Source organism: Shinella kummerowiae (genome assembly GCF_009827055.1).
GTDB lineage: Bacteria > Pseudomonadota > Alphaproteobacteria > Rhizobiales > Rhizobiaceae > Shinella > Shinella kummerowiae.
This window is the reverse complement of the sequence record NZ_WUMK01000008.1, coordinates 295,999-316,242: the sequence shown is the minus strand read 5'-3', so window position 1 is coordinate 316,242 and position 20,244 is coordinate 295,999. Positions and strand designations below refer to the sequence as shown.

General features: G+C 62.2%; 16 protein-coding genes. 11 read left to right on the top strand and 5 right to left on the bottom strand.

The window, feature by feature from the left end; all coding sequences use genetic code 11:
- The first annotated feature begins 156 nt into the window (after positions 1-156).
- The 6 genes from rho to GR138_RS21740 all read left to right on the top strand — a co-directional run bounded on the left by rho (position 157) and on the right by GR138_RS21740 (position 7,178).
- A complete protein-coding gene (gene rho, locus GR138_RS21765) occupies positions 157-1,422 on the top strand; it encodes a transcription termination factor Rho (RefSeq protein WP_202402760.1) in 1,266 nt (421 codons plus the stop codon).
- 119 nt (positions 1,423-1,541) lie between these two features.
- Positions 1,542-2,867, top strand: coding sequence for a tRNA uridine-5-carboxymethylaminomethyl(34) synthesis GTPase MnmE (mnmE, locus tag GR138_RS21760; protein ID WP_160861361.1), 1,326 nt, complete (start codon positions 1,542-1,544; stop codon positions 2,865-2,867).
- A gap of 67 nt (positions 2,868-2,934) precedes the next feature.
- Positions 2,935-4,824 (top strand): tRNA uridine-5-carboxymethylaminomethyl(34) synthesis enzyme MnmG, encoded by a 1,890-nt coding sequence (gene mnmG, locus GR138_RS21755; protein WP_160861438.1) that lies wholly within the window; start codon positions 2,935-2,937, stop codon positions 4,822-4,824.
- Positions 4,821-5,453 carry a 16S rRNA (guanine(527)-N(7))-methyltransferase RsmG gene (gene rsmG / locus GR138_RS21750; RefSeq protein WP_160861360.1) on the top strand — a complete coding sequence of 211 codons (633 nt, stop codon included), beginning with the start codon at positions 4,821-4,823 and terminating at the stop codon, positions 5,451-5,453. The genes mnmG and rsmG overlap by 4 nt, the downstream gene beginning before the upstream one ends.
- Before the next feature lie 16 nt (positions 5,454-5,469).
- Entirely contained in the window at positions 5,470-6,264 is a 795-nt protein-coding gene (locus GR138_RS21745; RefSeq protein ID WP_160861359.1) for a ParA family protein, read from the top strand.
- Positions 6,265-6,287: 23 nt separating this feature from the next.
- Positions 6,288-7,178, top strand: coding sequence for a ParB/RepB/Spo0J family partition protein (locus GR138_RS21740; RefSeq protein WP_160861358.1), 891 nt, complete (start codon positions 6,288-6,290; stop codon positions 7,176-7,178).
- A gap of 52 nt (positions 7,179-7,230) precedes the next feature.
- On the opposite strand, the gene holA is transcribed toward GR138_RS21740, so the two are convergent.
- The 3 genes from holA to leuS are packed head-to-tail and all read right to left on the bottom strand — an operon-like array spanning position 7,231 to position 11,414.
- The gene (holA, locus tag GR138_RS21735; RefSeq protein ID WP_160861357.1) at positions 7,231-8,265 is read right to left on the bottom strand and encodes a DNA polymerase III subunit delta; all 1,035 of its coding nucleotides are present in this window, start codon (positions 8,263-8,265) and stop codon (positions 7,231-7,233) included.
- 7 nt (positions 8,266-8,272) lie between these two features.
- The gene (gene lptE, locus GR138_RS21730) at positions 8,273-8,797 is read right to left on the bottom strand and encodes an LPS assembly lipoprotein LptE (protein WP_160861356.1); all 525 of its coding nucleotides are present in this window, start codon (positions 8,795-8,797) and stop codon (positions 8,273-8,275) included.
- Positions 8,784-11,414, bottom strand: a complete 2,631-nt coding sequence (leuS, locus tag GR138_RS21725) for a leucine--tRNA ligase (RefSeq protein WP_160861355.1) — start codon at positions 11,412-11,414, stop codon at positions 8,784-8,786. Before leuS ends, lptE begins: the two co-directional genes overlap by 14 nt.
- A 197-nt stretch (positions 11,415-11,611) precedes the next feature.
- Here leuS and GR138_RS21720 point away from each other — a divergent pair, with 197 nt between their 5' ends.
- Together GR138_RS21720 and GR138_RS21715 are read left to right on the top strand one after the other, a co-directional pair.
- The gene (locus GR138_RS21720; protein ID WP_160861354.1) at positions 11,612-12,271 is read left to right on the top strand and encodes a YggS family pyridoxal phosphate-dependent enzyme; all 660 of its coding nucleotides are present in this window, start codon (positions 11,612-11,614) and stop codon (positions 12,269-12,271) included.
- A gap of 127 nt (positions 12,272-12,398) precedes the next feature.
- Entirely contained in the window at positions 12,399-14,303 is a 1,905-nt protein-coding gene (locus tag GR138_RS21715; protein WP_160861353.1) for a propionyl-CoA synthetase, read from the top strand.
- A gap of 73 nt (positions 14,304-14,376) precedes the next feature.
- Here the strand turns inward: GR138_RS21715 and GR138_RS21710 are convergent, their stop codons facing one another.
- Positions 14,377-15,078: a DUF1013 domain-containing protein gene (locus tag GR138_RS21710; RefSeq protein WP_160861352.1), complete on the bottom strand. Its 702-nt coding sequence runs from the start codon at positions 15,076-15,078 to the stop codon at positions 14,377-14,379.
- 230 nt (positions 15,079-15,308) lie between these two features.
- Here GR138_RS21710 and acs point away from each other — a divergent pair, with 230 nt between their 5' ends.
- Complete coding sequence (gene acs / locus GR138_RS21705) at positions 15,309-17,264, top strand: acetate--CoA ligase (protein ID WP_160861351.1); 1,956 nt, start codon at positions 15,309-15,311, stop codon at positions 17,262-17,264.
- 226 nt (positions 17,265-17,490) lie between these two features.
- Here the strand turns inward: acs and GR138_RS21700 are convergent, their stop codons facing one another.
- Entirely contained in the window at positions 17,491-17,688 is a 198-nt protein-coding gene (locus GR138_RS21700; RefSeq protein ID WP_160861350.1) for a DUF1674 domain-containing protein, read from the bottom strand.
- A gap of 157 nt (positions 17,689-17,845) precedes the next feature.
- On the opposite strand from GR138_RS21700, the gene htpX reads away from it, so the two are divergent.
- Together htpX and GR138_RS21690 are read left to right on the top strand one after the other, a co-directional pair.
- A complete protein-coding gene (gene htpX, locus GR138_RS21695) occupies positions 17,846-18,811 on the top strand; it encodes a zinc metalloprotease HtpX (protein WP_160861349.1) in 966 nt (321 codons plus the stop codon).
- The gene (locus tag GR138_RS21690) at positions 18,802-20,214 is read left to right on the top strand and encodes an RsmB/NOP family class I SAM-dependent RNA methyltransferase (protein WP_160861437.1); all 1,413 of its coding nucleotides are present in this window, start codon (positions 18,802-18,804) and stop codon (positions 20,212-20,214) included. Before htpX ends, GR138_RS21690 begins: the two co-directional genes overlap by 10 nt.
- Positions 20,215-20,244 lie beyond the last annotated feature (30 nt).

Here is a 20,244-nt window from a genome sequence, read left to right as displayed (position 1 = left end):
GGCCCCCTTGCGAGGCAGCGCCGGAACCGCTACTTTCCGCCCATCTCATCTCTCGTGGCATGTGTATTCGTTCAGTGGACTGCACCGGACCCCGCGCAGTTCGTCCTTGACCCGCACGCCTTTTCCCACCCTCGACGATCCCAGCATGGACCATTCATGGCCGAAATGAAGCTACAAGACCTCAAGAACAAGACTCCGACCGACCTCCTTGCTTTCGCCGAATCGCTCGAGGTCGAGAACGCGAGCACGATGCGCAAACAGGAACTGATGTTTGCCATCCTGAAGATGCTGGCCTCGCAGGAGGTCGAGATCATCGGCGAGGGTGTCGTGGAAGTGCTGCAGGACGGTTTCGGCTTCTTGCGCTCGGCCAATGCGAACTACCTTCCAGGTCCGGACGATATCTACATCTCGCCCTCCCAGATCCGCCGCTTCTCGCTGAAGACCGGCGATACGGTCGAAGGCCCGATCCGCGGACCCAAGGAAGGCGAGCGGTATTTTGCGCTCCTCAAGGTCAACACGATCAATTTCGACGACCCGGAAAAAATCCGCCACAAGGTACATTTCGACAACCTGACGCCGCTCTATCCAAACGAGCGCTTCAAGATGGAACTCGACATCCCGACCTCGAAGGATCTTTCGCCGCGCGTCATCGATCTGGTGGCGCCGCTCGGCAAGGGCCAGCGTGGCCTGATCGTGGCGCCGCCGCGCACGGGTAAGACGGTTCTCCTGCAGAACATCGCCCATTCGATCACGGCGAACCATCCGGAATGTTATCTCATCGTTCTTCTGATCGACGAGCGGCCGGAAGAAGTGACGGACATGCAGCGCTCCGTGAAGGGCGAAGTGGTGTCCTCGACCTTTGACGAACCGGCGACACGCCACGTGCAGGTCGCCGAAATGGTCATCGAAAAGGCCAAGCGGCTTGTCGAACACGGCCGCGACGTCGTCATCCTGCTCGATTCGATCACCCGTCTCGGACGCGCCTACAACACGGTCGTGCCGTCCTCCGGCAAGGTCCTGACCGGTGGTGTCGACGCCAATGCGCTTCAGCGCCCGAAGCGTTTCTTCGGCGCCGCCCGCAACATCGAGGAAGGCGGTTCGCTGACCATCATCGCGACGGCGCTCATCGATACCGGCAGCCGCATGGACGAAGTGATCTTCGAAGAGTTCAAGGGCACCGGCAACTCGGAAATCGTGCTCGACCGCAAGGTGGCCGACAAGCGCATCTTCCCCGCGATGGACATCCTCAAGTCCGGCACGCGTAAGGAAGACCTGCTCGTGCCGCGCCAGGATCTCCAGAAGATCTTCGTTCTCCGCCGCATCCTCGCCCCGATGGGCACGACGGATGCGATCGAGTTCCTGATCGACAAGCTGAAGCAGACGAAGAGCAACGGCGATTTCTTCGATTCGATGAACACCTGATCGGTTCTACCGGTACGTTCCATGGTCCCGTCGCAAGTCGGGACCATTTTCGTTTGTGAAACAGAAATCGATTCTAAACCGAAACAAACTCATCGATTCGAGTCCGGAACGATAAGACAATGACGAGTAAAGACACGATATTCGCCCTGTCGAGTGGCGCTCTGCCTTCCGGCGTCGCCGTGATCCGCCTCAGCGGCCCCCAGAGCCAGGAGACGATTGCCCAGCTTTGTGGTCGGGTTCCGCTGGCCCGGCATGCGTCGCTTCTACCGATTCGGGACCGTAACGGCGTGATGCTGGATCAGGGCATCGTGCTCTACTTTCCCGGTCCGACGTCGTTTACCGGTGAGGATTGCGCTGAGCTTCAGATTCACGGCGGACGCGCGACGGTCAAAGCCGTCTTGGCGGCCCTTTCGGACTTTGAAGGACTGCGCTCGGCAGAGGCGGGGGAATTTTCACGCCGCGCTTTTCTGAATGGCCGCATGGACCTCGTGGAAGCAGAAGGTCTTGCCGATCTCATCGTCGCCGAAACGGAAATGCAGCGCCGGCTCGCCGCCGAGCAGGCATCCGGTGGCCTGTCCGTGCTATATGATTCGTGGTCGAAACGATTGACGCATGCCCGGGCCATGATTGAAGCGGAACTGGATTTCGCCGACGAGGACGACGTGCCAGGCTCCGTTGCTGCCGCGATCTGGCACGACATGAGCGCCCTGGAGCAGGAAATCATTAACCATCTTGCCGAAGCAAGGACCGGAGAAATCGTTCGGGATGGCTTGAATGTCGTCATAGCCGGCCCGCCGAATGCCGGAAAATCGAGCCTGCTGAACCATTTGGCCAAACGGGATGTGGCGATTGTCACTGACGTGCCGGGAACCACGCGCGACATCCTGTCCGTCGATCTCGATCTGTCCGGCTTCGCCGTCCGCCTTCACGATACGGCCGGTTTGCGCGAGACGGACGACGTCGTCGAGCGAGAGGGAATCCGACGGACGCATCTGTCCATGGCGCAGGCCCATCTCGTGTTGCTGTTGTCTGAGGAGCCGGGTGCCGATTGGCCCCTGCTCGGCGATCTTTCCAGCCGCCCGGTTCTTCGCGTCGGGACAAAGACGGACAAGGCGGATCCATCTTGGCCTGATGGCGGTGCGGATGTTATGATCTCCGTGAAGTCCGGCGAAGGCATCGAGGATTTGATCAGCGCGATTGCGCGCTATCTCCCTGATCTCGAGTCCGGTAGTGCGTTAGCGCTCCCAACCCGGCAACGGCATATTGCCAGTCTGACGACGGCGAGAGAGCAGATACGGCGCGCCCTTGAACCGGACGCGGAAGGCCTGGATATACGCGCGGAGTATCTTCGCCTCGCAGGTCAGGCGCTTGGCCGGGTGACCGGCCGCGTCGATGTCGAGAATTTGCTCGATGTCATCTTTTCGGAATTTTGTATTGGCAAATGATTCACGTGAAACACCACAACGTGCACGAGTCGTTTCGAGCGTTTCACGTGAAACAGGTAGGTGCGGTATGACAGATACGAACAACTATGATGTCATCGTTGTCGGTGGCGGCCATGCGGGTGTTGAAGCAGCGGCCGCAGCAGCAAGATTTGGTGCCAAGACGGCCCTGGTCACCCACAAAGCGGCGACGATTGGCACTATGTCCTGCAACCCGGCGATCGGTGGTCTCGGCAAGGGGCATCTTGTCCGAGAAGTCGATGCGCTGGACGGATTGATGGGCCGTGTCGCGGATCACGCCGGCATCCAGTTTCGATTGCTCAACCGCAAAAAGGGACCTGCGGTGCGTGGCCCGCGCACGCAAGCGGACAGGAAACTCTACCTCCAGGCAATGCAGGCCGAGATTGCCGGCATTTCTGGTCTGGACGTGATCGAGGGCGATGCCTTTGATCTCATGTTCTCTGACGGGCGGCTTGAAGCGCTTGTCATGAAGGATGGTCGCCGGCTGGCATGCCGTGCCGTTGTCATCACGACGGGAACGTTCCTACGCGGCTTGATTCATATCGGTAACGAAAAGATTCCGGCCGGGCGCGTGGGCGAGGCCCCATCGGTGGGGCTTTCCGCAACCTTCGAACGGCTTGGCCTCGCCTTGGGACGCTTGAAGACGGGCACGCCGGCGCGCCTGGACGGGCGGACGATCAGGTGGGATGCCGTTGGCCGCCAGGCCGCCGATGAAGATCCCGTCCCGTTCTCTTTCATGACGGATCGGATCACGACGCCGCAAATCGAGTGCGGCGTTACACGCACGACACCGGCGACGCATCGCATTATCGAAGACAATATCGGCAAATCTGCGATGTACTCCGGACAGATCGAAGGCGTGGGGCCGCGATATTGCCCGTCGATCGAGGACAAGATCGTCCGTTTTGGCGAGCGGGACGGGCACCAGATCTTTCTGGAGCCGGAGGGCCTTGATGATCACACCGTCTACCCGAATGGCATTTCCACGTCGCTTCCCGCCGATGTGCAGGAGGCGTTCATCCGGACCATTCCCGGTCTGGAGGCGGTAACGATCCTGCAGCCCGGTTATGCGATCGAATACGACCATGTCGACCCAAGGGAGCTGTCGGCCAGCCTTGAAGTCAGGCGCCAACCCGGCCTCTTCCTCGCGGGGCAGATTAACGGCACAACCGGGTATGAAGAGGCGGCGGCACAGGGTTTGGTGGCGGGGCTCAATGCCGCCCGTCGCGCCGCGGGCGAGGATGGCCATGTCTTCAGCCGGACCAAGAGCTATATCGGCGTTATGATCGATGATCTGACGTCGCGTGGCGTCAGTGAACCTTATCGCATGTTCACATCTCGCGCCGAATACCGTTTGTCGTTGCGGGCCGACAATGCCGATGCCCGGCTGACACCCCTCGGCATCGATCTCGGCATCGTCGCCAAACCGCGCCGGGAGCGTTTTGCCCAATGGTCCGGCGATATGCAGATCGCACGCGACAAATTGCAGATGTTGAGGCTCTCGCCGAACGAGGCGGCAACACACGGTATCAAGATCAACTTTGACGGTGTGCGTCGCAGCGCCTATGATCTTCTGGCCTATCCCGACATCGGCTATACCGATCTCGCCGCAATCTGGCCGGAGGATCTGGCGGGGTTTGTGCCACGCGTTCGTGACGCGATCGAGATCGAGGCCACGTATGCCGTTTATATGAACCGGCAGGAGACGGACATAGCCGAGGCGCGTCGCGAGGAGGAACGCCGGATTCCGGATGACTTCGATTTCAGCATGATGCCCGGCCTATCGATCGAGCTTCGTCAGAAACTGGCTGCGGCCCGACCGTCGAACCTCTCGCAAGCGGCGCGCGTCGATGGCATGACACCGGCAGCGCTGACCCTTCTTCTCGCATATCTCAAGCGTCTTCCGGCGGACGCCGTGCAAAAGGCTGCCCATATATGAAATCCCTGCCTCGTGATTTGGCCGGCCTGAATGTTTCACGTGAAACTGTCGAAAGGCTGGACGGCTTCGTTGCGCTCTTTCAGAAATGGGCGAAGGCCATCAATCTGGTGGCGCCATCAACGCTCGCGGAAATATGGGCGCGGCACGTCCTAGACAGCGCGCAGGTTCATGTGCTCCATCCGGGCGCCCGGACATGGGTTGATCTCGGCAGCGGCGGTGGTTTTCCCGGCATCGTGACCGGCATTCTCCTTGCGGAGAAGGGAGACGGCTGGGTCCATCTGGTCGAAAGCAACAATAAGAAAGCCGCCTTTCTACGAACGGCCATTCGCGAAACCGGTGCGCGTGCTTCGGTCCATGCGATTCGCATCGAAGAGGCCCCGGCAGTTATTCCCCAATGCGACGCAATCTCTGCTCGCGCGCTGGCAGATCTCGATCTTCTGATGGAATTCGGCTTTCCCTGGTCGGAACGCAATGCGGATTTACGATTTTTCCTGCACAAAGGGCGGGATTACCAGAGGGAGGTCGATAAAGCGCTTGGTCGGTGGAGATTCGATCTGGTAAAACATGCCAGTGTTGTCGAGCCGGATTCTGTCGTGCTCGAGCTTTCGCACCTTTCGCGAAAACCTTAGGGATTGGCGCACGTCCATGGCAGGCGAAAAGAACCGGATCATCACCATCGCGAACCAGAAGGGCGGCGTCGGCAAGACGACGACGGCGATCAATCTTGCGACGGCGCTGGCGGCAATCGGCGAACGGGTCCTGATCGTCGATCTGGACCCGCAGGGAAATGCCAGCACCGGTCTCGGCATCGATCGACGGAACCGGGAGCTGTCGTCGTTCGATCTCCTGATCGGTAGCCACGGTGTGGCCGAGACAGTGCTGCCGACCGCGGTGCCCAATCTATCGATCATTCCCTCGACGATGGACCTGCTCGGCATCGAAATGGAAATTGCCCAGCAGAGTGACCGGGTCTTTCGCCTGAAGCGTGCGCTGTCGTCCGATGAGGCGCTGTCTTACTCTTACGTGCTGGTCGATTGCCCGCCGTCGTTCAATCTGCTGACGATGAACGCGCTGGCCGCGGCGCATTCCGTTCTGGTGCCGTTGCAATGCGAATTTTTCGCCCTTGAGGGCCTCAGTCAGCTGCTGGAAACGGTCGACCAGGTCCGCCGCAGCGTCAATCCGCGGCTGGATATCCAGGGTATCGTTCTGACTATGTTCGATTCCCGCAACAATCTGGCCCAGCAGGTTGTCAACGACGTGCGCACGCATCTCGGGGAAAAGGTCTATCACACACTCATTCCGCGCAATGTGCGGGTGTCCGAAGCCCCGTCCTATGGCAAGCCCGCCATTCTTTACGATCTCAAATGCGCCGGAAGCCAGGCCTATCTTCAGCTTGCCTCCGAGGTGATCCAGCGAGAGCGGCAGCGGAAGGCTGCTTGATTCAGTATCCGTGAGTAGAACCGATGAACGATGATACCTCCAAGCGGCGCCTCGGCCGCGGCCTCGCGGCACTGATCGGGGAGATGGACCAGGTGCCGGTTGCCGATGCCGGCGATCGCTCGGCCGTCAATCCCGACCGGCTTGTGCCGATCGAATTCATCGGTCGAAACCCGCGCAATCCGCGGCGTTACTTTGACGAATCGGAATTGCAGGATCTAGCGTCGTCCATCCGCCAGCACGGCATTGTCCAGCCCGTCGTCGTGCGCACGATTGCAGAAAGCCGCTACGAAATCATCGCTGGCGAGCGTCGCTGGCGCGCGGCACAGCTTGCAGGGCTGATCGAGATACCGGTTATCATCCGCGACGTGGACGATCGTACGGCGCTGGAAATCGCGATCGTCGAAAATGTCCAGCGCTCGGACCTCAATCCGCTGGAAGAGGCGATGGGCTATGAGCTCTTGATCGCCGACCACGGTTACACGCAGAACGATCTTGGCGAGATCATCGGCAAGAGCCGCAGCCACGTGGCAAACAGCCTGCGCCTGCTGAAACTACCGGAACCGGTGCGGGACATGCTGGCTTCGGGCACGCTGTCCGCCGGGCATGCACGCGCGCTCATTCCGACGTCGGACCCGATTGTGCTCGCGAAGGCCGTGGTGGCGAAAGGCATGTCCGTCCGTGATACGGAGCGTCTTGCACAGAACGATATCAAGGCACAGAGCGATCCGAGCCATGCGCACACACCGCGCAAGGAGGAGAAGGATGCCGATACGCTGGCATTGGAGCGAACGCTGTCTGACGTCCTTGGCCTCGATGTCACCGTCAATCACAAGGGCGGTGGCGGCCAGCTTCGTATTGCCTACAAGACATTGGAACAGCTAGAAGAAATCTGCCGGCTCCTCGAGCGGCGGTAATTCTCGCGGGAAGCCAATACCTTTCCCTAATTTCAAAAATCCTTAGCCGGATTCAGCGCCGGCTCGACTGAAGCACGGTCGCCAGCATGGTCTGCATGGCGATCGTATCTTCTAGGGCGGCACGCTGGCGGCTTTGCAGGATCGCGGCTTGCAGGCGTTGTGTTTCACGCCGGATGGCCGGTCCGCTCCAGGTTTTCAACGCGTTCTCCACGATCGGTTTACGGCGAAAATGGAGATGCCGGCCGTGCGTTGCTATGGCCTGAGCGGCGGGCGCGCGTTTTTCGTCCATTTCAGCGCGCATCAGCTCCATAAGCTGGAACTGCCGTAGGCAGCCTTGCAGGACAAGGAAGACCGGTGTCTTGGAGGACACGATCTTCTGAATGGCGTGCAGAAAGCCATCGCGGTCGCCCTTGAGGATGGCGTCGATGGCGTCATCCGTCGATATGGCGCTGGCATCCCCGACGATGTCCTCGACATCCTGCTCCTCGATAAGTGCTTTGCCACGGCAATAGAGCGCCAGTTTGCGCACTTCATTGCGCGAGGCCAAGCGGTCACCGCCGATGGTCTCCATGAGACGGTCACGCGCGGCGGGGGAAATCCGCAGGTTCTCTGCGGCAAGTTCCTGATCTATCAGCGCCTGCAGGGCCCGGCCGTCGTCGGCGTAGCAGGCAATGGCAACGACCTGGGCGGAGGATTCGGCCGCCTTGCGCAGGGCTGCGCCCTTTTTTAGATCGCCGGCCTCTATGATCAGCGTGGAGGGGCCGGCCAGCGCACGCGCCAGGACGTCCAGCGCGTCGGAAACGCCCTTTTCGCTGCCGGCATTGCGGATCCAGACAAGACGGTCGCCGCCGAACAGACCGATGGCGTTCATCTCGTCGATGAGGCGTCCAGGCTGGCTGCCGACATCGCCGGCGTCAAGTTTCACGACGGAGAACGCATCTTTGAGATCGATGCCGGTGACGGCGGCGAGCGCAGCGGCCCGTTCCGAAACAAGCCCCCGATCCGGTCCATAGACGAGAAACAGCCGCGCAGGCAAAGGCTTCCGCTTCAGGAAACCGTCGAATTCATGCGATTTGATCTCGGCCATAGCCGGCTCAGCGACGGCCGAGCGCCGACGCGACGTCAGCGCGGACCAGCTCCGCCAATTCGCGTGCGGCGCGGTTTTCGGCATCACGAACAGCCCGCAACTTGGCGAATTCCTGGATCGGGAAATCGACCAGTGCGACGGACGAACGTTTGCCGGATGTAATTGTTTCGCCGGAGTCCGACTTCACAAGATTATAGTCGGCCGATACGACGATGCGGCCGGCGCGCGGAACGTCATCGGCCACGTCGATCAGCACGCCGATGTTGCGGACGGAGACGTTGAGGTCCAGGTGATAGAGGGCGTTCTGCGGTTCACCCGCGCCGCCGGCGAAGAGGAAGATCAGATCGTTGCGGACCTGCTGTTCCACGCGGTCATCGGCCTCCGAAATCGAGACGGAGGCAAGTTTGCCTTCCGTACCGGCGGCTGTGGAATAGAGGGGGCGCACCTGGCATCCGGCGAGCGCGCCGAGAAGCGCGATGCCGGCGAGCGCCTTGCCAAGCCGCGAGAGGCCGGTTCCGTCAGACAACAACATTCACGATCCTCTGCGGTACGACGATGATCTTTTTGGGGCGTTGACCGGCGAGCACGGCCTGGACGGCATCAAGGGCCAGCACGGCCGCTTCGACCGCACTCTGGTCCGCATCGCGGGCGATTGTCAAATCCGCGCGCTTCTTGCCGTTGATCTGCACGGGCAGCGTGATCTCGTTTTCGACGACCAGACGATCATCGTAGGACGGCCACGCCGTTATTGCCACGAGGCCTTCGCTACCGATTTCGCGCCAGCACTCTTCCGCCAGATGCGGGGTCATCGGCGCAACGATGCGGATCAGGATGCCGACGGCTTCGCGAAGGGCGGCAGCGAGTTCCGGTGAGGTATTGCCAGTAGCGGCCGTTGCCAGCGGTGCGGCGATTGCGTTGACGAATTCGTAGATGCGCGCAACGGCCTTGTTGAAGGCGAGCTTGTCGTAGTCCGCCTGGACGGCTTTCAGCGTCTTGTGTGCGACCTGCGAGACCGCGAGTGCTTCGCCTTCTGTGCCAGCGCGGCTTTCGGCCGTCTTCAGCACCGGTGCGGCCTCGGAGACGAGACGCCAGACGCGCTGGACGAAGCGGTTTGCACCCTCGACGCCGGCTTCCGACCAGATGACATCGCGATCCGGCGGGGAATCGGAGAGCACGAAGAAGCGGGCGGTATCGGCGCCGTAAGAGGCGATGATATCGTCCGGATCGACGACGTTCTTCTTGGACTTCGACATCTTCTCGATCGAGCCGATGGCAATTTCTTCGCCGGATTCGAGATGCACCGCCTTGCGCTTGCCGTCCACGTCCTCGATGCGGATCTCGGCCGGCGTCACCCATTCGCGCTTGGCGCCCTCGCCGCGGCTATAGGTCTCGTGCACGACCATGCCCTGCGTGAAGAGGCCCTTGAAGGGCTCCTTGATATCGAGATGGCCGGCAACCTGCATGGCGCGGGTGAAGAAGCGCGAATAGAGCAGATGCAGGATCGCGTGTTCGATGCCGCCGATATACTGGTCGACCGGCAGCCAGGCATTGGCGGCGGCGGGATCGGTCGGGTTGTTTTCCCAGGGCGCCGTGAAGCGCGCGTAATACCAGGAGGAGTCGACGAAGGTGTCCATCGTGTCCGTCTCGCGACGGGCATCCTTGCCGCAATGCGGGCAGGCGACATGGCGCCAGGTCGGATGGCGGTCGAGCGGATTGCCCGGCTTGTCGAAGGTGACATCGTCCGGCAGCTTGACCGGCAGGTCGGCCTTCGGCACGGGCACCACACCGCAATCGTCGCAGTGGATGACCGGGATCGGGCAGCCCCAGTAGCGCTGGCGCGAAATGCCCCAGTCGCGCAGGCGGAAATTCACCTTGCGCTCGCCCTGCGGCGCGTTGCCGAGCGTGGCTGCGGTGAGACGCGTGGCGACCTCTTCGAAGGCCTCTTCCGTGCCAAGGCCGTCGAGGAAGCGGGAATTGATCATCACGCCGTCGCCGACATAGGCCTCGTCACCGATCGTGAAGGTGGCGGCGTCGCCGTCCTTCGGCATGACGACGGGCACGACGGGCAGGTCGTATTTGCGGGCGAAATCGAGGTCGCGCTGGTCGCCGGAGGGGCAGCCGAAAATGGCGCCCGTGCCGTAGTCCATCAACACGAAGTTCGCGACATAGACCGGCAGTTCCAGGCTCGCGTCGAAGGGATGGCGAACGCGAATGCCGGTGTCCATGCCCTTCTTCTCGGCGGTTTCCAGCGCGGCAAGCGATGTGCCGGCGCGGCGGCATTCCTCGCAGAACGCCATGATCTCGGGGTTGGCGGCAGAGACTTCCCTGGCCAGCGGATGATCGGCGGAAATGGCGAGGAACGATGCGCCGAACAGCGTGTCGGGCCGCGTCGTGTAGACGGTGACGTCTTTTTCCGTCGTCAGGCTGCCGCCGCTCGACACTTCCCAGCGCACCAGCATGCCTTCCGAGCGGCCGATCCAGTTCTTCTGCATCAGCCGGACCTTTTCCGGCCACTGGTCGAGCGTTTCCAGCGAATCGAGCAGATCCTGGCTGAAATCGGTGATGCGGAAGAACCATTGCGTCAACTCGCGCTGCTCGACGAGCGCGCCGGAGCGCCAGCCGCGGCCGTCGATGACCTGTTCGTTGGCGAGAACGGTGTGGTCGACAGGGTCCCAGTTCACCTTGGACTGCTTGCGATAGACCAGGCCCTTTTCCAGGAAATCGAGGAAGAGGTGCTGCTGGCGCTGGTAATATTCGACGTCGCAGGTGGCGAATTCACGCGACCAGTCCAGCGACAGGCCCATCGACTTCAGCTGCTTGCGCATCGTTGCAATGTTTTCGTAGGTCCAACCCTTGGGGTGCACCTTGTTCTGCATGGCCGCGTTTTCGGCGGGCATGCCGAAGGCGTCCCAGCCCATCGGATGCAGCACGTTGAAACCGCGCGCCCGCTTGTAGCGGGCAACCACGTCGCCCATCGCATAGTTGCGCACATGGCCCATATGGATGCGGCCGGACGGATAGGGGAACATCTCGAGCACGTAGTACTTTTCGCGCGGATCGTCGTTCTGCGTCAGAAAGACGTTCTCTTCGTTCCATTTTGCCTGCCAGCGGGGTTCGGCATCGCGCGGATTGTAGCGTTCGGTGGCCATGTCTTTGATGTTCCGGAAGTCTTTTGGGAGTCTTGGAGGGCGGTTCGCCCATGCGAATATAGTGGCGAGACCTTCATCATGAAACCGCCGAAGCGTCAAGTTTCGTGGGCCTCGTGCGGGCTTGTCGCACCGCCCCGTGCTTGGCAAGCGGCGCCATTTTCGCTAGGTCCGAAGCCTGATGCTGGTGGAGAGTGACCATGGACCTTCAGGACCGTCTCGAAGATGTTCGCAACCATATGCGCAAGGCAGCCGTGGAAGCTGGCCGGCGGCCCGAAGCGGTCAGCCTCGTCGCGGTGTCGAAGACCTTCGATGCAGAGGCGATTCGTCCGGCGATCGCGCTTGGGCAGCGTGTGTTCGGCGAGAACCGCGTGCAGGAAGCGCAGGGCAAGTGGCCCGGCCTTCGCGAGGAGACGGCCGGTCTCGAGCTTCACCTGATCGGCCCGCTGCAATCCAACAAGGCCGCCGAGGCGGTGGCGCTGTTCGACGTCATCGAGACGGTGGACCGGGAGAAGATCGCCCGGGCGCTGGCGGCCGAGATGTCGCGGCAGGGTCGGTCGCTCAGGCTCTATGTCCAGGTCAATACCGGGCTTGAGCCGCAGAAGGCCGGCATCGCCCCGGACGACACCGTCGCCTTCGTTACCCTCTGCCGCGAGGAGCTCGGCCTCGTCATCGAGGGGCTGATGTGCATTCCGCCGGCGGATGAAAATCCCGGGCCGCATTTTGCGCTGCTGGCCAAGCTTGCCGCGCGCTGCGGCCTCGACAAGTTGTCGATGGGCATGTCCGGTGATTATGAGGTCGCGATCGGCTTCGGCGCGACCAGCGTGCGGGTTGGCTCGGCGATTTTCGGCACGCGCTAGTTCGGCTTGATGAAACGCAAGCGGCGGTTTCGTCGCTTATGGCTTTCGTCTGGCTTTGCGAAAAGCCCTCCCTCTCCTATTCTCCCGTCTGGAGGAGCCGGCTGCATATGGCCGGCGGGAGGAAGCGATGCACAAAAATTATGCCGAGACCTATCAGGCCTGGAAGGATGACCGCGCGGGCTACTGGGCGGAGGCGGCACGGGCAATCGACTGGTTCACGCAGCCGGTGGAGATTTTCGACGCCGACCAGGGCGTCTATGGACGCTGGTTTCCCGATGCGTTCGGCAACACCTGCCACAACTGCGTCGACCGGCATGTCGAGGCTGGCCGCGGCGATCAAGCGGCGCTGATTTACGACAGCCCGGTCACCGGTCGCAAGGCGCGCTACAGCTACGCCGAGCTGCTGGCGCAGGTGAATGCCATGGCGGCGGTGCTTGTCGATCATGATGTCGCGAAGGGCGACCGCGTGATCCTCTACATGCCGATGATCCCGGAGGCGATCTTCGCCATGCTCGCCTGCGCCCGCATCGGGGCGATCCATTCGGTGGTGTTCGGCGGTTTTGCCGCAAGTGAACTTGCTGCGCGCATCGACGACTCCACGGCAAAGCTTGTCGTTTCGGCGAGCTGTGGCATCGAGCCCAACCGTGTCATCGCCTACAAGCCGCTGCTCGATGCGGCAATCGGCCTTGCAAAACACAAGCCGGACCATTGCCTCGTGCTGCAGCGGCCGGAGCTTTCGGCAGACCTCGTGGCCGGCCGCGACGTCGATCTCGGCGAAGCCCTCGATACGGCGCGAACGGCCGGACGAACCGTCTCCTGCGCGTCGCTCGCCGCCACTGACCCGCTCTACATTCTCTACACATCAGGTACGACCGGCCAGCCGAAGGGCGTCATTCGCGACAATGGCGGGCATATGGTGGCGCTCGCCTGGTCGATGCGGGCGCTCTACGGCGTGGCGCCGGGCGAGGTCTATTGGGCGGCGTCGGATATCGGCTGGGTCGTCGGCCATTCCTACATCGTCTATGGGCCGCTGCTGAACGGCAGCACGACAGTACTTTACGAGGGTAAGCCTGTCGGTACACCGGATGCCGGCGCCTTCTGGCGCGTCGTCGAGGAGTACAAGGTATCCGTGCTCTTCACGGCACCGACGGCCTTCCGCGCGATCCGCAAGGAGGACCCGGAGGGTGTGCTCGTGAAACGGCGCGATCTCTCCAGCCTGCGGGCGTTGTTTCTCGCCGGCGAGCGCGCCGATCCGGAAACGATCCGCTGGGCCGAAAGCGTGCTCGGCGTGCCGGTGATCGATCATTGGTGGCAGACGGAGACCGGCTGGGCGATTGTCGGAAATCCGCTTGGCCTCGATCCGCTGCCTGTGAAACACGGCTCGCCGACCGTGCCGATGCCCGGCTATGAATTGCATGTGCTTGATGATGCCGGCCATGAGGTGCCGGCGGGTACGCTCGGCAATATCGCCATCAAGCTTCCCCTGCCCCCCGGCTGCCTGCCGACTTTCTGGAACGCCGACGAGCGGTTCCGCGCGACCTGCCTTTCGGAATTCCCCGGCTACTACAAGACGGCCGATGCTGGTTACCTCGATGAGGACGGATATGTCTTCGTCATGGCGCGGACCGACGATATCATCAATGTCGCCGGCCATCGCCTTTCGACGGGCGCCATGGAGGAAGTCTGCGCCAGCCATCCGGACGTTGCCGAATGCGCCGTGATCGGCGTCGCCGATGCGTTGAAGGGTCAGGTGCCGGCAGGCTTCCTTGTCCTGAAGAGCGGTGTTTCACGTGAATCATCGCTTGTGGAGCAGGAGGTCGTGACGCTCGTGCGCGAGCGCATCGGTCCCGTTGCGGCCTTCAAGACGGTGCTGTGCGTCAAGCGCCTGCCGAAAACGCGATCGGGCAAGATCCTGCGCGGCACCATGCAGAAGATCGCCGACCGGGAGGATTGGAAGATGCCGGCGACGATCGATGACCCGGCCGTTCTCGATGAGATCGCCGGGGCGCTGTCGACACGGCGAATCGGCTAGCCGTCTTGCGTACAGGCAAAGAAAAAGCCCGGGGGCGAAACGCCCGGGCTTTTGATCTGGTGTGCGACGGCGCTTAGAAGCGGTCGTCTTCGTCCTCGTCGGGCGTTGCCGACTTCAGTGACTTGAGCTTGGCAAAGACGGCGTCTGCGTCGATTTCCTTCTCGTCCTCGCGGTCGGTGCCGTAGGGCAGCTTTTCCGTTTCCTGCGCGGATTCGAGCGTCGCGCCGAGTTCGGCGGCGGTCGGCAGCGGACGGCCCTTCGATGCGCGTTCGACTTCGAGGTCGAGGTCGATCTGCGAGCACAGGCCAAGCGTCACCGGATCCATCGGCGTCAGGTTGGTCGAGTTCCAGTGGGTGCGTTCGCGAATCTGTTCGATCGTCGACTTGGTCGTGCCGACGAGACGCGAGATCTGTGCGTCCTTCAGTTCCGCATGGTTGCGCACCAGCCAGAGGATGGCGTTCGGGCGGTCCTGGCGCTTGGAGACCGGCGTATAACGCGGGCCCTTGCGCTTGGATTCCGGCACGCGGACCTTCGGTTCGGAAAGCTTGAGCTTGTGGTTCGGATTGCCTTCGGCGCGGGCGATCTCGTCGCGGGAAAGCTGGCCGGTTGAGATCGGATCCAGGCCCTTGATGCCCTGGGCCGATTCGCCGTCGGCGATCGCTTTCACCTCGAGCGGGTGCAGTTTGCAGAATGTGGCGATCTGGTCAAACGACAGCGCCGTGTTGTCAACAAGCCAGACGGCCGTTGCCTTTGGCATAAGCAGCTGTTGAGCCATGGATATAGTCCTCTTGTGCGTCCGCGCCGGTGTCGCGGGCCGTGGGTAGTAACCACTATGTTCCGGGAATTCGGCCCTCTATAACCTCACTGTCGCAGAAATGCAATTCTTCAAGCGACAAATGACCTTTGTCTAATTGCTCGAAGGATTTGACCTGTTATGTATGGCGCAGGAGCCGCGGGAGCCCAAGGAGATGGGGCATCCCGCCCATGCGCAGTGAGGAGGAATCTATGTCCGCAAAGACCTATCCGGTCCTGAAATCCGCGAAAAGCCGAGCGCTGATCGACAACGAGACCTATCAGAAATGGTATCGCGAGAGCGTCGAGAACCCGGAGCGTTTCTGGGACAAACACGGCATGCGGATCGACTGGTTCAAGCCCTATACCAAGGTCAAGAACACGTCGTTTACCGGCAAGGTCCCGATCAAGTGGTTCGAGGACGGCATCACCAACGTCTCCTATAACTGCATCGACCGCCACCTGAAGACGCATGGCGACCAGGTCGCCATCATCTGGGAAGGCGACAACCCCTATATCGACAAGAAGATCACCTATAACGAGCTTTACGAGCACGTCTGCCGCATGGCGAACGTGATGAAGAAGCACGGCGTCAAGAAGGGTGACCGCGTCACCATCTACATGCCGATGATCCCGGAAGCGGCCTATGCCATGCTCGCCTGCGCACGCATCGGCGCCATCCATTCGATCGTCTTCGGCGGCTTCTCGCCGGATGCGCTGGCCGGCCGTATCGTCGACTGCGAATCGACCTTCGTCATCACCTGTGACGAGGGCGTGCGCGGCGGCAAGCCGATCCCGCTCAAGGAAAACACCGATACGGCGATCGACATCGCGGCGAAGAACCATGTCATCGTCAACAAGGTGCTCGTCGTGCGCCGCACCGGCGGCAAGATCGGCTGGGCGCCGGGCCGCGACATCTGGCATCACCAGGAAGTGCTGACCGTGCCGCGCGATTGTCCGCCGGCAAAGATGAAGGCGGAAGATCCGCTCTTCATCCTCTACACCTCCGGCTCGACCGGCAAGCCGAAGGGCGTGCTGCACACCACCGCCGGCTACCTCGTCTATGCCTCGATGACGCACAAATATGTCTTCGATTACCAGGATGGCGATATCTACTGGTGCACGGCCGATGTCGGCTGGGTCACCGGCCATTCCTACATCGTCTACGGCCCGCTCGCGAACCGCGCGACCACGTTGATGTTCGAAGGTGTGCCGAACTTCCCGGATGCCGGCCGCTTCTGGGAAGTGGTCGACAAGCACAAGGTCAACATCTTCTACACCGCGCCGACGGCGATCCGCGCGCTGATGGGGGCGGGCGACGCCTATGTGAAGCGCTCGTCGCGCTCGTCGCTGCGCCTGCTCGGGTCGGTCGGCGAGCCGATCAACCCGGAAGCGTGGGAATGGTACTACAACGTCGTCGGCGAGGGTCGTTCGCCCATCGTCGATACCTGGTGGCAGACCGAGACCGGCGGCATCCTGATCACGCCGCTGCCGGGCGCGACCGATCTCAAGCCGGGTTCGGCGACGCGGCCATTCTTCGGCATCAAGCCGCAGCTCGTCGACAACGAAGGCAATGTGCTGGAAGGCGTGGCCGACGGCAATCTCTGCATCGTCGATAGCTGGCCGGGCCAGATGCGCACGGTCTATGGCGACCACAAGCGCTTCGTCGAAACCTATTTTTCGACCTACAAGGGCAAGTATTTCACCGGCGACGGCTGCCGCCGCGACGAGGACGGCTACTACTGGATCACCGGTCGCGTCGACGACGTGCTCAACATTTCCGGCCATCGCCTCGGCACGGCCGAAATCGAATCGGCGCTGGTTTCGCACCATCTGGTCTCGGAAGCCGCCGTCGTCGGTTATCCGCACAGCCTCAAGGGTCAGGGCATCTATTGCTACGTCTCGCTGATGGCCGGTGAAGAGGGCAATGACGCGCTGCGCCAGGATCTGGTGAAGCATGTGCGCAAGGAGATCGGCCCGATCGCGAGCCCGGACAAGATCCAGTTCGCCCCCGGCCTGCCGAAAACCCGTTCGGGCAAGATCATGCGCCGCATCCTGCGCAAGATCGCCGAGGACGATTTCGGTTCGCTCGGCGATACGTCGACGCTGGCCGATCCGGCAGTGGTGGACGATCTCATCGCCAACCGGCAGAACAAGGCGGCTGGCTGATTGAAGAGGCTGGATAAATGCGAAACGGCGGCCTAGGCCGCCGTTTTCGTTTGGAGAATTGCTTGAGGGAATATCCTCTCCTCCCCTCTTCCGTCATCCTCGGGCTCGACCCGAGGATCCATGCGGCGGGTGCGGCGTGGAAGGTCGGGTCAAGCCCGACCATGACGAGGGAGAGGTAACGGACCGAGGCGATAGGCCGGGTCATTCCTGAGCCGGATTCCCACCCTCAGAAATCGATCGCCCGGCCGTTGACTTCCCAATCGCCGAAACGGGCTGGGTCCGCACCGCCGCGGCCGCCGACCTCGGGCGCCGGTTCAACCGGCTGCGCGGCCTTGCGCCGTTCTTCGGCTTCCTGGAGGGCGCGAAGAGCGGCGGGGGAGAGCACCTTGCGGCCGTCCGAATGATTGTCGTTGTCGTTCTGCATGAAAATCGGCATCCTTCCCGGATATTGAAGAATTCCTGTTGGCTTACCATCATATAGGAGCGTGATCACACTGTGGAAAGCGGTGATTCACGTGAAACACTCCCTTGACAACAGGGAATAGCAGCGGGCGCCGAGACCCGACAGGAGCCGAAAACCTATGAACATCGTTCGCACAGCCATGCTTCTCGCCTTCATGACGGCGCTTTTCATGGGCGTGGGCCTGCTCATTGGCGGCAAGGGCGGCATGATGATCGCGCTGCTCGTCGCCATCGCCATGAACTTCTTCTCCTATTGGAACTCCGACCGCATGGTCCTGTCCATGTACGGCGCCAAGGAGGTCGATGAACGTTCCGCGCCGGAATATTACGGCATCGTGCGTGACCTCGCCAAACGCGCCGGCCTGCCGATGCCGCGTGTCTATGTCCTCAACAGCGAGCAGCCGAACGCCTTTGCCACCGGCCGCAATCCGCAGAATGCTGCCGTCGCCGCGTCAACCGGCCTTCTCCAGGCGCTGAGCTACGAAGAGGTGGCGGGCGTGATGGCGCACGAGCTTGCCCATATCCAGAACCGCGACACGCTGACCATGACGCTGACGGCGACGATCGCCGGTGCGATCTCCATGCTCGCCAACTTCGCCATGTTCTTCGGCGGCAGCGGCAACCGTGAGAACAGCAATCCGCTCGGCTTCATTGGCGTGCTGATCGCGATGATCGTCGCGCCCTTTGCCGCCATGCTGGTGCAGATGGCGATCAGCCGCACACGCGAATATTCCGCCGACAAGCGCGGCGCGGAAATCTGCGGCAATCCGCTCTGGCTGTCCTCGGCACTCAAGAAGATCGCCATTGCCGCCGGCCGCGTTCCGAACGACGAGGCCGAGCGCAATCCTGCAACCGCGCATATGTTCATCATCAATCCGCTCTCGGGTGAGCGCATGGACAACCTGTTTTCGACCCATCCGAACACGGAAAACCGCATCGCGGCACTCGAGGAAATGGCCCGCGGCATGCAAGCGCGCTCGACGGAGCCGGTCCGGGCTGATACTGCGACACGCAAATCGCGCTCCGTTCCGACGACGGGCTGGGGACGCGGTGGTTCCGAACCACCCAAGGGTCCCTGGTCTTGAGCGACGACAGAAAACAAAGAACACATGCAAATCGGCATCGCGGCGGCAAGGGGCGAGCCCCCGTGGACGCGTCCGAAAGCCATCCGGAAAAGCCGGGCCTGCGCGCCCGACAGGCGGCCGCCAAGATCCTTGCGGCCGTCATCGATCGCCGGACGCCGCTCGACGGCATGCTCGATGCCGAGAATGGCAACCCCGCCTACCGGCAGCTCAACGACGCCGACCGGGCGCTCGTACGCGCCATCATCAACACGGCACTGCGCCATCTCCCGCGCATCGACACCATCCTCGACACGCTGGTCGGCACGCCATTGCCGGAGGGTGCCCGCGCCTTGCAGCACGTGCTGACGGTCGCCGCGGCGCAGATCCTCTACCTCGACGTTCCAGATCACTCCGCCGTCGACCTTGCGGTCGAGCAGGCGCAGCTCGACCCGCGAAACCGCCGTTTCGCCAGCCTCACCAATGCCGTGCTGCGCCGTCTGTCGCGCGAAAAGGCCTCGCATCTGACCGCGACCCGTTCGATTGCCGTCGTCCCTGAGTGGTTCTACCAGCGGCTTATCGAGATTTATGGACGCGAACACGCTGGGCGAATTGCCGAAGCGCTGCTCGAACCCTCTGCCATCGACCTCACCGTCAAATCCGATGCGGAAGGTTGGGCTGCGCGGCTGGGGGGCCTGGTTCTTCCCACCGGTTCCGTGCGCCTGCCGTCCGCCTCCGGCGCCATTCCGGCGCTTGAAGGGTTTGACGCGGGTGAATGGTGGGTGCAGGACGCCGCCGCCAGCATTCCGGCCAAGCTGTTTGGCGATCTTGCCGGTAAACGCGTGGCCGATCTCTGCGCTGCGCCCGGCGGAAAAACCGCGCAACTGGCGCATGCCGGTGCCGCGGTCACCGCACTCGACCAGTCCGCCAACCGCCTGAAGCGGCTTTCCGGCAATCTCGAGCGTCTGGCGCTTCCGGTGACGGCGGTGGAGGCGAACATGGCGGACTACCGTCCCGACGAACTTTTTGACGCCGTCCTGCTTGATGCGCCCTGCTCGTCCACCGGCACGATCCGCCGCCATCCCGACGTGCTCTGGACCAAGGGTCCGGAGGACATCGAAAAACTTGCCCGCCTGCAGGAGCGCCTGCTGCGCCATGCGCTGACGCTGGTAAAACCCGGCGGCACGCTCGTGTTCTCCAATTGCTCGCTCGATCCCAGCGAGGGAGAAGAGACGGTCGTCCGCGTTCTCGCCGACAATCCGTCCTGGCACATTGACCCCGTCGATCCTGCCGATTGGCCCGGCCTGGAATCGGCGATCTCGCCGCGCGGCGAGTTCCGCACGACGCCCGCCATGTTGCCGGCGACCGAGACACATGCCGGTGGTCTGGATGGATTTTACGCCGTTCGGCTGCGAAACGGCGGCTGAAGGTCAGAACGACACTCCCTGCCTGGCTGC

Excerpts from the sequence above, each read along its gene's own strand:
- rho (WP_202402760.1), top strand. The coding sequence starts at position 157 with ATGGCCGAAATGAAGCTACAAGACCTCAAGAACAAGACTCCGACCGAC.
- mnmE (WP_160861361.1), top strand. The coding sequence starts at position 1,542 with ATGACGAGTAAAGACACGATATTCGCCCTGTCGAGTGGCGCTCTGCCT.
- mnmG (WP_160861438.1), top strand. The coding sequence starts at position 2,935 with ATGACAGATACGAACAACTATGATGTCATCGTTGTCGGTGGCGGCCAT.
- rsmG (WP_160861360.1), top strand. The coding sequence starts at position 4,821 with ATGAAATCCCTGCCTCGTGATTTGGCCGGCCTGAATGTTTCACGTGAA.
- GR138_RS21745 (WP_160861359.1), top strand. The coding sequence starts at position 5,470 with ATGGCAGGCGAAAAGAACCGGATCATCACCATCGCGAACCAGAAGGGC.
- GR138_RS21740 (WP_160861358.1), top strand. The coding sequence starts at position 6,288 with ATGAACGATGATACCTCCAAGCGGCGCCTCGGCCGCGGCCTCGCGGCA.
- holA (WP_160861357.1), bottom strand. The coding sequence starts at position 8,265 with ATGGCCGAGATCAAATCGCATGAATTCGACGGTTTCCTGAAGCGGAAG.
- lptE (WP_160861356.1), bottom strand. The coding sequence starts at position 8,797 with ATGTTGTTGTCTGACGGAACCGGCCTCTCGCGGCTTGGCAAGGCGCTC.
- leuS (WP_160861355.1), bottom strand. The coding sequence starts at position 11,414 with ATGGCCACCGAACGCTACAATCCGCGCGATGCCGAACCCCGCTGGCAG.
- GR138_RS21720 (WP_160861354.1), top strand. The coding sequence starts at position 11,612 with ATGGACCTTCAGGACCGTCTCGAAGATGTTCGCAACCATATGCGCAAG.
- GR138_RS21715 (WP_160861353.1), top strand. The coding sequence starts at position 12,399 with ATGCACAAAAATTATGCCGAGACCTATCAGGCCTGGAAGGATGACCGC.
- GR138_RS21710 (WP_160861352.1), bottom strand. The coding sequence starts at position 15,078 with ATGGCTCAACAGCTGCTTATGCCAAAGGCAACGGCCGTCTGGCTTGTT.
- acs (WP_160861351.1), top strand. The coding sequence starts at position 15,309 with ATGTCCGCAAAGACCTATCCGGTCCTGAAATCCGCGAAAAGCCGAGCG.
- GR138_RS21700 (WP_160861350.1), bottom strand. The coding sequence starts at position 17,688 with ATGCAGAACGACAACGACAATCATTCGGACGGCCGCAAGGTGCTCTCC.
- htpX (WP_160861349.1), top strand. The coding sequence starts at position 17,846 with ATGAACATCGTTCGCACAGCCATGCTTCTCGCCTTCATGACGGCGCTT.